Source organism: Neorhizobium sp. SOG26 (genome assembly GCF_003491345.1).
Classification (GTDB): domain Bacteria; phylum Pseudomonadota; class Alphaproteobacteria; order Rhizobiales; family Rhizobiaceae; genus Neorhizobium; species Neorhizobium turbinariae.
The window spans coordinates 2,874,913-2,890,301 of the sequence record NZ_CP025512.1; the positions used below are offsets into that span (position 1 = coordinate 2,874,913).

Here is a 15,389-nt window from a genome sequence, read left to right on the forward strand (position 1 = left end):
TCAACCCGATAGAGATAATGTTCTTCTTCTACGGGCGTTCCGTAGAAAATCCTTTTTTCTTAACGGCCCCTCGCGCGAGTTAACGGTTTATTATGCCCCGCCCCTCAAGCGATCAGATCGGGTGCAGGTCGAGGGCCTGCTTGAAGAGGTCGGCATCGACATTTCCGCCCGAGCAGATGGCGATCACCGTGTCGCCAAGCTGGTCGCCGTGGAAGAGTGCCGCTGCAAGTCCCACTGCGCCACCGGGCTCAACGACGATCTTCAGGCGGTTGAAGGCAAGCGCCATCGCATGCAGCACCTCGTCTTCGCTCACAACGAGCCCCGGCCCGCAAAGCTTGGACAGGATCGGGAAGGTGACGTCACCCGGCTGCGGCGCCAGGATCGCGTCGCAGATCGAGCCTGAAAGGGCAGCATTTCGCTCGATTTTGCCGGACGCGAGCGAACGCGCCACGTCATCGAAGCCTTCCGGCTCGCAGGGCCGCACCACGAAGCCGGGTGCGCGTGCCTGAAGCGCAAGCGCCACGCCCGACAACAGCCCGCCGCCGCTGACCGGCACCAGCACCTCGCCCTTGTCGAGCCCCAGTTCCTTTGCCTGCGCGGCGATCTCCAGCCCGGACGTTGCCTGCCCGGCGATCACCAGCGGCTCGTCGAATGGCTTGATCAGCGTCAGGCCACGCTCGCGCGACAGCGTCGCACCGATCTCGTCGCGGTTTTCCGTCTGCCGGTCATAAAGAACCACTTCGGCGCCATAGGCGCGGGTGTTCTCGATCTTGATCCTTGGCGCGTCCGACGGCATCACGATGACGCTGGCGATCCCATGCAGTTTTGCCGCAAGCGCCACCCCTTGCGCATGATTGCCCGAAGAAAAGGCGATGACGCCGCGCGCACGCACCTCCGGCGACAGCGCCGAGATCGCCGACCACGCGCCACGGAACTTGAAGGATCCCGTATGCTGCAGGCATTCCGGCTTCACGAAAACCCGTCGTCCGGCAATCTCATCAAGGAAAGGCGAGGACAGCAGCGGCGTCACGCGGACATGTCCATCCAGGCGCGCCTGCGCCGCTTCGATCATGGCAATATCGGTCATTGGGGTTCCGTCTCGGGATCAGGTGGATGATCGAGACCCTAGCGGCGGCTTCGGTGTTCGTAAAGCGCCCCGCCTGCGCTCAGCCGGCATTCACCTGCGGGGTTTCGCGCAACGCATCGACATTGATGAATGCCTTGATCGGCAGGTGGTCGGAGGCAAGCCGCGCCAACGGCGAGTCATGCGTCATCACCTTCTCGATCAGTCCCGGGCGGTTCGCCATGATCCGGTCGAGCGCCAGCACCGGCAGCCGTGACGGAAAGCTCGGCACCGCGGCCGGCAGGCCGAAAACGGTCGCGAGCGTATTGAGCGACGAACGGTCGCCAAGCCGCCACTCGTTGAGGTCGCCCATCAGCACCGTCGATTTCTCGTCGCGAGCCCGCAGGATGTCGAGGATCATCCGCGCCTGCTGCTGGCGGGAGCGGTTGAGGAGGCCGAGATGCGCGGCAATGACCCTGAGGTTGCTGCCGTCCTTGAACTCGAGCTCGGTCATCAGCGCGCCGCGCGGCTCGAGACCCGGCAGCTTCATCTGGTGCACGTCGCGCACCAGCCCCTCCCGGAAGAAGATGACATTGCCGTGCCAGCCATGCGCCTTGGCCACTCCCGACACCGGCACCGGCAGGAGCCCTGTCTCGCGCTCCATCCAGGCGAGGTCCAGCAGGCCTCGCCGCTCGCCGAACCGGGTATCGGCCTCCTGCAGCGCGATCACGTCGGCGCCGATTTCGCGGATCACATGGCTGATGCGGGAGGGATCGAACTTGCCGTCGACGCCCACGCATTTGTGGACATTGTAGGAGGCGATCACCATGCCCTCCGGCCGCGCGTCCTGCACATAGGCTTCCACGCTGCGGTTCTTGCGCGCGCGGATGGAGGCGATGATGTTGGCTGGAAGGATCTGGCGCTTTTGCCGCATGGCTTTCATGTTGTCTTCAACGGAACTGCTAGAGGTAGGGCGACCCCAGCCACAAGACACGCTCGACAAGCCGAACAAGGAAGGGCCTAGCCCTTAAACCCTCGAGCGTCACTTCGGTTGCCGAAGAAATTGCCAGATCGATCCTTCGCTCCAGCGCCTCGGCGAAAGCGCAGTCTAGCACTTCCAGATCAACTTCGAAATTCAATCGCAACGAACGCGGATCGAGATTCGACGATCCGACGAAGGCCCACCGCCCGTCGATCACCAGCAGCTTGGAATGGTTGAAGGGCCCCGATGCCCGCCAGATCCGGCAATAGTTCTTCAGCATCTGGTCGAACTGCGCCGTCATCGCCCGGTCGACCAGCACGAGGTTGTTGGAGGTCGGCACGACGATATCGACGGTGACGCCACGCCGCGCCGCCGTGACCAGCGCGGTGATCAGTTCGCGGTCGGGCAGGAAGTAAGGCGAGACGATGCGGATCGATGAGCGCGCGACCGAGAAGGCGCCCATCAGCATCTTGTGGTTGGTCTCGACGCTGCGATCGGGACCGGAAGACACTGCCCGCATGATCACCGGCATCCCGGGCTGCGTTTCCGGCGTCTGCAGCGCCCAGGCGTCGCCCTCCAGCGTTTCGCCATTCGCGAACTGCCAGTCGGCCGCCGCGATCGCCACGAGATCGGCCACCACCGGTCCGGTCACCCTGAAATGCGTGTCGAAGGAGCACTTGTTGCCGCTGAACTCCTTGGTGAAACCTTCACGGATGTTCATGCCACCGGTAAAGGCAAGCCGCCCGTCGACCACCATGATCTTCCGGTGGGTGCGCAGGTTTGCATAGGGCAGCCGCAGGCCCATGATGACATTGCCGTTGAACACGTCGATCGTCACGTCACCGTCACGCAGCATGCCGAGCACGCTCGGTACCGAATAACGGGCGCCAACCGCATCGATCAGCACCCGCACTTCGACCCCACGCTGAACGGCTGCAATCAGCGCCTGGGCAAACCGCGTCCCGATCCGGTCGCGGTCGAAGATATAGGTCTCCAGAATGATGCTGCGCTCGGCTGCCTCGATCGCCTCCAGCATCGCGCCATAGGCTTCGTCACCGCTGTCGAGAGCCACGATCGTGTTGCCGGTGGTGAGGTGATGGTTCGTGACCCGATCACCCAGCGTCTTCATCGACCGGAAGCGATTGCCGAATTCGCGGATCACCAGGTCATCGGTCGCGTCATAGGAGGCAAAGTCGGCGCGGATGCGCCCCTGCAGCAGCGCGCGCCGGTCGCTGATCACGTTGCGGCGGATGCGGTTGATGCCGGCAATCAGGTAAAGCACCGCGCCGATGATCGGCGACAGCACGATCACGCCGACCCAGCCGATCGCGGATCGGACTTCTTCCTTTGTCATCGCGGCATGGACGGCCGCAGCTGCACCAGCCACGACCGATACGATGAACAGGATATGCGGCCAGTAGGCTTCGGCAGTTTCCAGCATGGAGCCGAATATAGGCGCGACTGCGGTTTGCGCAATCGCCTCCCATACCGATCTTTGCGGCCGCTTCTGCCCCTATATCAAGCGTTTAGCTGGCGCTGGAACTCATCCAGCGACGCTTCGAACAGGTCGAAGATGTCATCGACCTGCTGCTCGGTGATGATCATCGGCGGGCAAAGCGCCAGCGAGTCGCCGATGGCACGCGAGATCAGGCCCTTTTCCGTCATGATCGCGAAGAGCTTCGGACCCAGCTGCCCGGCGGCAAAACCGTCGCGCGGCTTCAGCTCAAGCGCGCCGATGAGGCCGACACCACGTGCCTCGATTGCCAGCGGATGGCCTTCCAGCGCCTTCAGCCGCGACTGGAACTTCGGCGCCAGCGCCCGCACGTTGCCGACAAGATCACGCTCCTCGATGATGGCGATGTTTTCCAGCGCAACCGCAGCCGCGACGGGGTGGCCGGCGGCCGTGACGCCATGACCGAAGGTGCCGATCTTGTTCGACTCGTCCGCCAGCGGGGCATAGACGTTGTCGTTGATCAGCAGCGCCGAAATCGGCTGATAGGACGAGGAAATCTGCTTCGACAGCGTCATGATGTCGGGCTGCAGGCCATAGGTCGTGGTGCCGAACATCTCGCCGGTGCGGCCGAAACCGCAGATCACTTCATCGGCGATCAGCAGCACGTCGTATTTCCTGAGGACCTTCTGGATCGCGTCCCAGTAGCCAGCCAGCGGAACGATCACGCCGCCCGCACCCATCACTGGCTCGCCAATGAAGGCTGCAACAGTTTCCGGACCCTCCTTGAGGATCAGGTCTTCCAGATCCTTGGCGCAACGCTCCACGAAGGCTGCTTCCGTCTCGCCGTCTGTCTTGAATACGCGGTAGTGCGGGCAGCTGGTGTGGAGAATGCCCGGCAGCGGCAGGTCGAACGAACGGTGGTTGTTCGGCAGGCCGGTAAGGCTGGCGCTTGCCACCGTCACGCCATGGTAACCCTTGATGCGGGAGATGATCTTTTTCTTCTCGGGCTTGCCGAGCGCGTTGGAGCGGTACCAGACCATCTTCACGGCGGTGTCATTGGCTTCCGAACCGGAGTTCGTGAAGTAGGCCTTCGACATCGGCACCGGCGCCATGGCGATCAGCTTTTCGGCGAGATCCACCGAGGGGCTGTGCGCGCGAGCGGTAAAGGTGTGGTAATAGGGAAGCTTCGCCATCTGCTTGGCCGCCGCCTCGACGAGACGCTGCTCGCCGAACCCGACGCCGACGCTCCAGAGCCCCGCCATCGCCTCGATATATTTCTTGCCGTTGACGTCATAGACATAGACGCCTTCGCCGCGATCGATCACCAGCGCGCCGTCGCGCTCAAGGGCCCTGGCATTGGTGTAGGAATGAAGATGATACGCTTTGTCGCGGGCTTCGATCGAGTTTGGCTGAACCGTCACGGCGGACCTCCTGTAGGCATGCAGATAGTGCCAGTCATAGGAGGAAATCGCCGCAGTGCCCACCCCCAATCACGCGGGCGGCGGGCGTCGAACCTTCAAAAGACTTGAAGGTTCGATCACCGGAATTGCTTACTTGATCGTCATGGCCGCGACCGGCGGCTCGGCCTCCGCCGGAATCGGGCTGCGATAGTCCTGGCCCTTGCGGCGCTTGATGAGATCGGCCCAGGCGGCCTCCCGCAACTGCTCGCTTTCGAGCGCGGCAATGCCCGTGGCCGCCATGGCCTTGGCGGCAGAGACCATGCCCTTGTGCGCGAGCGGGCTCTTGCCCTGGGCCACGACCTGCCAGGTGTGGAGCTGTGTGCCGACGGCAAGCGTGGGGCCATAAGCCTGCACGGTGGGAACAACCCAGCTGACGTCGCCGACATCGGTCGAACCGCCCATCTGCCTGACGTCGTTATGCGGCGGCAGGATGAAGTCGGCGAGCACGAGGTCCCGCTGCTCAAGGCGCTCCTGCGCCCAGCTCGCGGCGATGTCTTCCGACGTCAGCGTGTCCTGGATCTCCTTGGCGAAAGCGAGATCGGCCGCATCGAATGCCGGCGGGCCCATGCTTTCCCAGATGTCCTGCATCACATCCATCAGCGGCGTATTGATCATCAGGTTGGAAACGCCGGCAAGCACGGTGCATTCCATCTTGGTCTCGGTCATCAGGGCAGCGCCCTCGGCCACCTTCTTCACCCGCTCGATGAGGGAGAAGAGACCGCCAAGCTCTGGCGCGCGAACGACGTAGCGCACCTTGGCATGCGCCTGCACGACGTTGGGCGAAATCCCGCCGCTGTCGAGCACGGCATAGTGGATCCGGCATTCGGACGGCATGTGCTCGCGCATGTAGTTGACGCCGACGCTCATCAGTTCGACGGCATCAAGCGCGCTGCGGCCAAGTTCCGGCACGGCAGCGGCATGGGCGGCACGACCGGTGAAGGTGAAGTCGATGCGGCAGTTGGCAAGCGAGGTCTCGCGCTGCACGCCGGCGAAGTTGCTCGGATGCCAGCTGATCGCGATGTCGACATCCTTGAAGGCGCCGGCGCGCACCATGAAGGCCTTCGCCGCCCCGCCTTCTTCAGCCGGGCAGCCGTAATAGCGTACGCGGCCGGGCGCGCCGGTCTGCTCCAGCCAGTCCTTCACGGCGGTGGCGGCCAGCAGCGAGCCCGAGCCAAGCAAATTGTGGCCGCAGCCGTGGCCGTTCGCACCGGCCGTCAGCGGGTCGTGCTTCGTCACGCCTGCCTTCTGGCTCAAGCCGGCGAGCGCGTCATATTCGCCGAGAAACGCGATAACGGGACCGCCCTCGCCTGCTTCACCGACGATTGCGGTCGGGATGCCGGCGACGTTTTCGGTAATACGGAAACCCTGCGTTTCCAGCATCTCGCGATGCGCGGCGGCGGAAAGCGTCTCCATGTAGCAGGTTTCGGGCGTCCCCCAGACCCGGTCCGCAAGCTCCGCAAAGACCTGCTTCTTGCGGTCGACAAAGTCCCACACCAGGGGACGGTTGGATTCGCTTGCTGTCATAAGTGATGCCTCGACTAAGGAGTTGCCCAATGGGCGCGGAACCTACTCAATTCTCCCCCGATGGCAATGCCGGCAAATGACCCATGTGATCAAATAGTCCGATCCGGTAACCCGGCGGATTGCGCCAAAGTGATTGAGATCAAGTGATTCAGGAGACGTGAACCTTTGCGCGAACTCGTGATCGGTCGCCCTGTCCAACGGGTTGTAAGTATCTCGACAACGACCCGATAATCGCTATGCTCCCGCGCCACAGCCCGGACCGCCCACGAAACCGGCTCTTGAGGGAGAAAACCATTGCGCCAAGCCATCTGCGGCGTACAGTTTTCCAAGATCATCAGCCGGCACGAAACGTGGATACTGTCTTGAGGCTGAACAACAATGGCGCTGCAGGGTCGAAAGACTTCAAGCAGACCGCGAGGAAAACCAGCATAGGGCTGATGGCGTAACACGCCGTTGGCAGGAGGTGACGTACCAGCAGAAGGCTTGGCGCTCGGGAGCGCGCCGCAAACAATCGAAATGTACGGGCAAGGCATGTCTGCCGCCCATTGGTCATTGGGAGACCTAGATGAAATACAAGCTTACACTCGCGGCGGCCCTTCTGTCGGCCACCTGCTTCGTCAGCGCTGCAAGCGCCAAGACCTTCGTATTCTGCTCGGAAGGTTCGCCGGAAGGTTTCGACCCGGGCCTCTATACTGCAGGCACCACGTTCGATGCCTCCGCTCACCCGATCTACAACCGCCTTCTCGAGTTCAAGCCGGGCACGACGCAGCCGGAAGCTGGCCTCGCTGAAAGCTGGGACATCTCCGAAGACGGCACGGTCTACACCTTCAAGCTGCGCCAGGGCGTCAAGTGGCAGACCACCGACTACTTCACGCCGACCCGCGACCTGAACGCTGACGACGTTATCTTCTCGATCGGCCGCCAGATCGACGAACAGAACGCCTGGAACAAGTACATCAACGGCGCGACCTGGGAATATGCCGACGGCATGGGCTTCCCGAAGCTCATCAAGTCGGTCGAGAAGGTTGATGACCTGACCGTCAAGGTCACCCTGACCCGTCCGGAAGCTCCGTTCCTCGCCAACCTCGCCATGCCGTTCGCTTCGATCCTGTCGAAGGAATATGCCGACAGCCTCGACAAGGCCGGCAAGAAGGAACAGCTGAACCAGCAGCCGGTCGGCACTGGTCCGTTCACCTTCGTTGGCTACCAGCAGGATGCCGTCATCCGCTACAAGAAGAACGCCGATTACTGGGGCGCGGCTCCGAAGATCGACGACCTGGTCTTCGCAATCACCACCGATGCTGCCGTTCGTTACCAGAAGCTGAAGGCCGGCGAATGCCACCTGATGCCGTATCCGAACGCTGCCGACGTCGAATCCATGAAGGCTGATCCGAACCTCGAGGTTCTGGAGCAGGAAGGCCTGAACATCGCCTACCTCGCCTACAACACGACGCAGGCTCCGTTCGACAAGGTTGAAGTCCGCAAGGCGCTCAACAAGGCGATCAACAAGGAAGCCATCGTTGATGCCGTCTTCCAGGGCATGGCGACCCCGGCCGTCAACCCGATCCCGCCGACCATGTGGTCCTACAACAAGTCCACCCAGGACGACACGTATGACCTCGAGGCAGCCAAGAAGATGCTCGAAGAAGCAGGCGTCAAGGACCTCTCCATGAAGGTCTGGGCAATGCCGGTTTCGCGTCCCTACATGCTGAACGCACGCCGCGCTGCCGAAATCATCCAGGACGATTTCGCCAAGATCGGCGTCAAGGTCGAGATCGTTTCCTACGAGTGGGCTGAATACCTCAACCGCTCCAAGGCAAAGGACCGTGACGGCGCTGCCATCATGGGCTGGACCGGCGACAACGGCGACCCGGACAACTTCCTTGACACCCTGCTTGGTTGCGACGCCGTTGGCGGCAACAACCGCGCCCAGTGGTGCAACCAGGAGTTCGACGCACTGGTGAAGAAGGCAAAGGTCACCTCCGACCTCGCCGAGCGCACCAAGCTCTATGAAGAAGCACAGGTCATCTTCAAGAAGGACGCTCCCTGGGCGACCATCGACCACTCGCTTGCCGTCGTTCCGATGCGCAAGGGCGTGACCGGCTTTACCCAGAGCCCGCTCGGCGACTTCACCTTCGAAGCCGTCGATATCGCCGAGTAATTCGGTCCTATACTACGATTTTGCCGCGGGACGCGTTGCGTTTCCCGCGGCATTTTCTTAAGAGACGCCTTAAAAATGAGGCGGAGACGCCACGATTGCCGTTTCCATGGCTTGACAAAGTCGTGAACCGGCCACGGACCAGAACCATAAAAGGTTTCGAATGTTTGGCTTGCTGTTGCGGCGTCTCGCCGTTTTGATCCCGACCTTCATCGGGGTCTCCATCATTGCATTTTCCTTCATCCGGCTTCTGCCGGGAGATCCAGTCGCCCTCCTCTCCGGCGAACGCGTCATGTCCCCGGAACGCCACGCGCAGATCAGCGCCCAGCTCGGCTTCGACCGGCCAATCGTGGTGCAGTATTTCGATTATCTCGGCGGCGTGCTGACCGGCGACTTTGGCACCTCGATCGTCTCGAAGAAGCCGATCCTCGACCAGTTCTGGCAGCTTTTCCCGGCCACTGTCGAGCTCTCCGTCTGCGCCATCATCCTCGCCATCCTGCTCGGCATTCCCGCCGGCGTGATCGCCGCCGTCAAGCGCGGTTCGATCTTCGACCAGGGCCTGATGGGCATTGCGCTCGTCGGTTATTCCATGCCGATCTTCTGGTGGGGCCTTTTGCTCATCATCCTGTTCTCCGGCATCCTGCAGTGGTTCCCGGTCTCGGGCCGCATCTCGCTGATGTTCTTCTTCCCGCAGGTCACCGGCTTCATGCTGATCGACTCGCTGATTTCGGGACAGAAGGGTGCGTTTGCCTCGGCGCTCAGCCACCTGGCGCTGCCGTCGATCGTGCTTGCCACGATCCCGCTTGCGGTCATCGCCCGCCAGACGCGCTCGGCCATGCTCGAAGTGCTGTCGGAAGACTACGTCCGCACCGCCCGCGCCAAGGGCCTGTCCCCCTTCCGCGTCATCGGCATCCACGCGCTGCGCAACGCCATGATCCCGGTCATCACCACGATCGGCCTGCAAATCGGCGTCATGCTCGCCGGCGCCATCCTCACTGAAACGATCTTCTCCTGGCCGGGCATCGGCAAGTGGATGGTCGATAGCGTCTTCCGGCGTGACTATGCGGTCATCCAGGGCGGCCTGCTCCTGATCGCGGCCATCATCATGCTCGTCAATCTCATTGTCGATCTGCTCTACGGGTTGATCAACCCGCGCATCCGGCACTGATTTCGGCAGAAGAAGAAGGAGAAATCCCATGGCCGATACCATGACAGACATCGACAATTCACCCGAAGTCCTTTCGTCTGGCGCCATGCGCCGCCAGATGCTCAAGGAGTTCTGGTTCTACTTTTCCGAAAACCGCGGCGCCGTCATTGGCCTCGTCATCTTCGTGCTGCTGGTGGCCGTCGCGCTGCTCGCACCGGTGATCGCCCCGCACTCGCCGTTCGAGCAGTACCGCGATGCGGTGCTGAAACCCCCGGCATGGACGAGCGGCGGCAGCGCCACCTATCTCCTCGGCACCGATCCGGTGGGCCGCGATATCCTCTCCCGCCTCCTCTACGGCGCGCAATATTCGCTGTTCATCGGCGTCTTCGTGACAACGCTCTCCCTGGTCGGCGGCATCCTGGTCGGTCTCATCGCCGGTTACTACCGCGGCTGGATCGACACCGTCATCATGCGCCTGATGGACATCATCCTGGCCTTCCCGTCGCTGCTGCTCGCCCTCGTGCTGGTCGCTATCCTGGGCCCGAGCCTGACGAACGGCATGATCGCCATCGCGATCACCCTGCAGCCGCATTTCGTGCGCCTCACCCGCGCCGCCGTAATGGCCGAGAAGACACGCGATTACGTCACCGCCGCCCGCCTTGCCGGCGCCGGTCCAGTTCGCCTGATGTTCAAGACCATCCTGCCGAACTGCACCGCACCGCTGATCGTCCAGGCGACGCTCTCCTTCTCCAACGCCATCCTTGATGCCTCAGCGCTTGGCTTCCTCGGCATGGGTGCGCAGCCGCCGGCACCGGAATGGGGCACCATGCTCGCCGAAGCCCGCGAATTCATCCTGCGCGCCTGGTGGGTCGTCACCTTCCCCGGCCTTGCCATCCTCATCACCGTTCTCGCCATCAACCTGATGGGCGACGGCTTGCGCGATGCGCTCGACCCGAAACTGAAGAGGTCCTGATCATGGCGCTTCTGCAAATCGAAAACCTCACCGTTGAATTCGAGACAGCTTCGGGCTGGTTCCGTGCCGTCGACGGCGTTTCCATGTCCGTCGAAAAGGGCGAGGTGCTCGCCATCGTCGGTGAATCCGGGTCGGGCAAGTCGGTGGCCATGCTCGCCGTCATGGGCCTCCTGCCCTGGACGGCGAAGATCACTGCCGATCGCATGCTGTTCGAGGGCCGCGACATGCGCGGCATCAGCCCGGCTGATCGCCGCAAGATGATCGGCAAGGACATCGCGATGATCTTCCAGGAGCCGATCGCAAGCCTCAATCCATGCTTCACGGTCGGGTTCCAGATCGAGGAAGTGCTGCGCATCCACCTCGGCCTCGACAAGAAGGCCCGCCGTGCCCGCGCCATCGAACTGTTCCGCCAGGTGGGCCTGCCCAACCCGGAAGAGCGCTTGAACAGCTTCCCGCACCAGATGTCGGGCGGCCAGTGCCAGCGCGTGATGATCGCGATCGCGATCGCCTGCAACCCGAAGCTCCTGATCGCCGACGAGCCGACCACCGCGCTCGATGTGACGATCCAGAAGCAGATCCTCGATCTCATCATGGCGCTGCAGGCCAAGACCGGCATGGGCCTCATCATGATCACCCACGACATGGGCGTGGTGGCCGAAACGGCAGATCGCGTCGTGGTGCAGTACAAGGGCCGCAAGATGGAAGAAGCCGACGTGCTGACCCTCTTTGAGAATCCGAAGAGCAACTACACCAAGGCGCTGCTGGCGGCGCTGCCGGAAAACGCCACCGGCGACCGCCTCACCACCGTTTCCGATTTCTTCGACGGCAATCCCGAACCGGCTCCGAGTGCGGGATTGGGAGTAACAGCATGACCGATACGATGCTCGAAGTGCGCAATATCAAGCGCGATTACGAACTGGCGGCTGGCCTCTTCAAGCCGAAGAAGATCATCCACGCCGTGAAGGGCGTGTCGTTCAAGCTGGAACGCGGCAAGACGCTCGCCATCGTCGGTGAAAGCGGTTGCGGCAAGTCGACGCTCGCCCGCATGTTGACCTTCATCGACGAGCCGACCGGCGGCGAGCTCTATATCGATGGCGACAAGATGGACACCCGCCCGGGCCACCTGACGCCCGAGATGCGCCAGAAGGTGCAGATCGTCTTCCAGAACCCTTACGGCTCGCTCAACCCGCGCCAGAAGATCGGCGACGTGCTGGGTGAACCGCTGTCCATCAACACCAACATGTCGGCCGCCGAACGTCGCGAGCGCGCCACCGAGATGCTGGTCAAGGTCGGCCTCGGCCCGGAACACTACAACCGCTATCCGCACATGTTCTCCGGCGGCCAGCGCCAGCGTATCGCCATCGCCCGCGCCCTGATGATGAACCCGAAGCTCCTCGTCCTGGACGAGCCGGTCTCGGCGCTCGACCTCTCGGTCCAGGCCCAGGTGCTGAACCTGCTTGCCGACCTGCAGGACGAATTCGGCCTCACCTACGTCTTCATCAGCCACGACCTGTCGGTCGTGCGCTACATCGCCGACGAGGTGATGGTGATGTATTTTGGCGAGGCGGTCGAATACGGTACCCGCGACGAGGTCTTCTCGGACCCGAAGCACGAATATACCCGCACGCTGTTTGCGGCGACGCCGCGCGCCGACGTCGAATCGATCCGCGCCCGCATCGCCAGGAAGAAGGCCGCCGCCGCGGCCTGAAAGACCTCCCCACCTGAAATCCGGGACCTGGCCCTTCGGCCTAAGCTGCCGATTTTTCGTCCCCCCACAAGGGGATGGGAGCCGATGCGGCACGCGCGACGCTTCTCCCTCTCCCCTTGTGGGAGAGGTTACAAAATCACGATCTTAGCTTCAGCTAAATCGTAGATTTTGTTGGTGAGGGGGTGCTGCACCCATTCCACACCCCGTGGAAAATCTCTTACCCCACCTCCAGCAACATCAACCACTTGAGCGAAAAACCATCCTCAACTTTCCACGCCCCCAGAACCCGCTCCTACAATGTCCCCGTTCCGCATCGGATACGCTGGCAGGCGTGCCAGCCATGCGGGGCCGGCGCCGAGGATGAGGGGAGGACGTGAACCTTCATCATCGGGGTTCGCGGAAAATGGTCTCCCTCCGGCGAGACGGGGGAAGCAGGCGGGATCGGACCACCCACTGCTTCTGATGCCCGAAAGAGCGCGTCGGACGTGCCTGTGCGGCACACATGGGGGTAAGAGAGGATGGTGTCGCCGGACCTTCAAGTCCGACGGGGGCTCTGGGGTCAAACTCAGGCGCCCGGCAACCGGCGGAGAACACCGTCCTTAAAGATCCTCGCAGAGAGACCCAAGTCGCGGGCAAAAACCGCCGAACGGGGCGCTGAAAGGTGTCACATAAACTAAAACTTACGAGGCAGCTTTCAGCGCCCCGTCCGATACCTGGCTTCGCCCAGGGTTCTTTGAAAATTCTTGAGATCGCCAAGGGAGGAGTGCGCCTGCTCCCAGCACCGGTTATTCCACGACACCGGTTATTGCGCAATGCCGAGCAGCAATCCGCGCCAACCTACTCCACGAACACCCGCACCGTCGCGGCCCGGCCGACCGCATCGATCACCGTCAGCGTTGAATAACCCGCGCCATCCGGCGTCCAGTCATGCGTGCGGCGGCGCGAAAGGTCCTGCAGCGGCTTGCCGTTGGCGAGCCAGCGGAACGGCGCGCGACCGCCCTGCAGCTTCAGCACCAGCGGCGAAATTTCTCCCGAGCGCGCCCCGAGATCGACCCGTGCCCCTTCCGGGGGATAGATGATCTGCGGCGCAGGCTCACGCGCCGAGGAGGAGAACAAGCCGCTCGCCGTTACTGAAAATCGCCTGAGGCTATTGGGCAGATCCGCCTGCGCGAGCCGCATCGCGCCGGCCGGCGCCGGCGGAAAGGGCGTAACAGCCACACCAGACTTCTCGAAGGCGGAAAACAGGATCGGTGCCGCCGTCTGGTAGCCCGCAATACCCGGCACCGCGCCATTGTCCGGCCGCCCTACCCAGACGCCCAGCACATGTCGCCCGTCATAACCGACCGACCAGGCGTCTCGATAACCGTAGCTCGTGCCGGTCTTGTAGGCGATGCCGAGCCGCCGCGACCCCTGTGGCGGGATGATGTCCGAAAGGATGTCGGCGATGTTCCAGGCGGCCACAGGCTCCAGCAGCGGACCCGCTTCAATCAGGCCCGGCTGCTCCTCCACCCCATTGCCGAGCTTCACGGGACTGCCGCGATTGGCAAGCGCTGCGTAGGCCTGAACCAGGTCCTTGAGGCTGATGCCGACGCCGCCGAGCCCGATCGCCAGCCCCGGCGCCTCGTTCGGCGGCAGCACCGGCTTGATCTCGGCCCGGCGAAACCGGACCATCAGCCGCGATGGCCCGACGGCATCGAGCAGCCGCACCGCCGGCACATTGAGCGACAGCTGCAGCGCCTGCCGCACGCTGACATCGCCCTGGTAGGTCATGTCGAAATTTTTCGGCCGGTAGCCGAAGAAATCGGCCGGCCGGTCCTCGATGATCGTCTCCTGGCCGACCAGCCCCTGCTCGAAGGCAAGCCCGTAGATGAAAGGCTTCAGCGTCGAGCCCGGCGAGCGCAGCACCCGGGTCATGTCGATCCAGCCGGAGCGACTGGCGTCGAAATAGTCCGCCGACCCGACCTCTCCGACAATCTCGCCGGTCGTTGCATCCGCCATCACCATCGCCAGCGACACTTTTGGCGCAAGCTTGGCGGCGGCTTCACGCGCCACCTGCTCCAGTCCGCTCTGGATGCTCCGCTTCAGCGTCGTGTGATACACCTCCGCCTTCGGCTGCTTGCGGATTGCCACCTCGGCAAGATGGGCCGCATAAGCCGGAAGCTGCAAACGTTTGGCCGGGATTGGGTCACCGGCCGCGCGTTCTGCCTCGCCCTCGCCGGTAATTGCCGCCACCGCCGCGCGCTGCAGCACACGTTCACGCGCCGCTTGTGCCGCCTGCCGGTGCCGGTCCGGCCGCCGCCCTTCCGGCGATTGCGGCAAGGCAACCAGCAGTGCTGCCTCTGCCACGCTCAGCCGCCTCGGCTCCTTCCCGAAATAGGCCAGGCTCGCCGCACGCACGCCTTCAAGGTTGCCACCATACGGGGCTCGCGTCAGGTAAAGCTCAAGGATCTCCCCCTTGCTCAGTCGCCGTTCGATCTGGATCGCCCGGACGAACTGGAGAAGCTTGGCGGAAAACGAGCGGGTCTCGCGAGGCTCGATCAACCGCGCCACCTGCATCGACAGCGTCGAGGCACCGGAAACGATCCGGCCGTGGGTCACAAGCTGCCAGGCCGCCCGCCCGATTGCCCGAAGATCGACGCCCGCATGGTCGTGGAACCGCTGGTCCTCGTAGGCGACCAGCATCTTTAGGAAGCGCGGGTCGACATCCTCCGGCCGTGTCCGCAAGCGCCAGCGCCCCTCCGGCGTGGCGAAGGCCCGTAAAAGCTCGCCGTCACGGTCGAGCACCTCAGCCGAAACCACCTTGGCGCCGTCGAGCGGCGGTGGATAGACCTTGTCCGCGGCATCGAGACCCACAAGCAGTCCCGCCGCCGCGAGGAGGCAGGCGCCAAGCCCGATCGAGAGTTTCCACCGACGCTTCATGG

At 63.1% G+C, this 15,389-nt stretch carries 11 protein-coding genes; 5 read left to right on the top strand and 6 right to left on the bottom strand.

What is annotated here, in order from left to right; genetic code table 11:
* Window positions 1-112 precede the first annotated feature (112 nt).
* The 5 genes from CYG48_RS14255 to CYG48_RS14275 all read right to left on the bottom strand — a co-directional run bounded on the left by CYG48_RS14255 (window position 113) and on the right by CYG48_RS14275 (window position 6,482).
* Window positions 113-1,087 (bottom strand): threonine ammonia-lyase, encoded by a 975-nt coding sequence (locus tag CYG48_RS14255; protein ID WP_118850982.1) that lies wholly within the window; start codon window positions 1,085-1,087, stop codon window positions 113-115.
* 79 nt (window positions 1,088-1,166) lie between these two features.
* Window positions 1,167-1,997 (bottom strand): endonuclease/exonuclease/phosphatase family protein, encoded by an 831-nt coding sequence (locus CYG48_RS14260; protein ID WP_118851674.1) that lies wholly within the window; start codon window positions 1,995-1,997, stop codon window positions 1,167-1,169.
* 28 nt (window positions 1,998-2,025) lie between these two features.
* Window positions 2,026-3,486: a phospholipase D-like domain-containing protein gene (locus CYG48_RS14265; protein ID WP_118850983.1), complete on the bottom strand. Its 1,461-nt coding sequence runs from the start codon at window positions 3,484-3,486 to the stop codon at window positions 2,026-2,028.
* A 77-nt stretch (window positions 3,487-3,563) separates the two neighbouring features.
* Window positions 3,564-4,919, bottom strand: a complete 1,356-nt coding sequence (locus CYG48_RS14270; RefSeq protein ID WP_118851675.1) for an aspartate aminotransferase family protein — start codon at window positions 4,917-4,919, stop codon at window positions 3,564-3,566.
* A gap of 129 nt (window positions 4,920-5,048) precedes the next feature.
* Window positions 5,049-6,482, bottom strand: a complete 1,434-nt coding sequence (locus tag CYG48_RS14275) for a M20 family metallopeptidase (RefSeq protein WP_118850984.1) — start codon at window positions 6,480-6,482, stop codon at window positions 5,049-5,051.
* Window positions 6,483-7,047: 565 nt separating this feature from the next.
* Between CYG48_RS14275 and CYG48_RS14280 the strand changes: the two genes are divergently transcribed.
* The 5 genes from CYG48_RS14280 (at window position 7,048) to CYG48_RS14300 (ending at window position 12,468) form a co-directional block, all read left to right on the top strand.
* Window positions 7,048-8,643: an ABC transporter substrate-binding protein gene (locus CYG48_RS14280; RefSeq protein ID WP_118850985.1), complete on the top strand. Its 1,596-nt coding sequence runs from the start codon at window positions 7,048-7,050 to the stop codon at window positions 8,641-8,643.
* Window positions 8,644-8,803: 160 nt separating this feature from the next.
* A complete protein-coding gene (locus CYG48_RS14285; protein ID WP_118850986.1) occupies window positions 8,804-9,808 on the top strand; it encodes an ABC transporter permease subunit in 1,005 nt (334 codons plus the stop codon).
* A gap of 40 nt (window positions 9,809-9,848) precedes the next feature.
* Window positions 9,849-10,760: an ABC transporter permease subunit gene (locus CYG48_RS14290; RefSeq protein ID WP_118851676.1), complete on the top strand. Its 912-nt coding sequence runs from the start codon at window positions 9,849-9,851 to the stop codon at window positions 10,758-10,760.
* 2 nt (window positions 10,761-10,762) lie between these two features.
* The gene (locus tag CYG48_RS14295; protein ID WP_118850987.1) at window positions 10,763-11,632 is read left to right on the top strand and encodes an ABC transporter ATP-binding protein; all 870 of its coding nucleotides are present in this window, start codon (window positions 10,763-10,765) and stop codon (window positions 11,630-11,632) included.
* Entirely contained in the window at window positions 11,629-12,468 is an 840-nt protein-coding gene (locus tag CYG48_RS14300) for a dipeptide ABC transporter ATP-binding protein (protein WP_118850988.1), read from the top strand. Before CYG48_RS14295 ends, CYG48_RS14300 begins: the two co-directional genes overlap by 4 nt.
* An 837-nt stretch (window positions 12,469-13,305) precedes the next feature.
* On the opposite strand, the gene pbpC is transcribed toward CYG48_RS14300, so the two are convergent.
* Window positions 13,306-15,387 carry a penicillin-binding protein 1C gene (gene pbpC, locus CYG48_RS14305; protein ID WP_118850989.1) on the bottom strand — a complete coding sequence of 694 codons (2,082 nt, stop codon included), beginning with the start codon at window positions 15,385-15,387 and terminating at the stop codon, window positions 13,306-13,308.
* Window positions 15,388-15,389 lie beyond the last annotated feature (2 nt).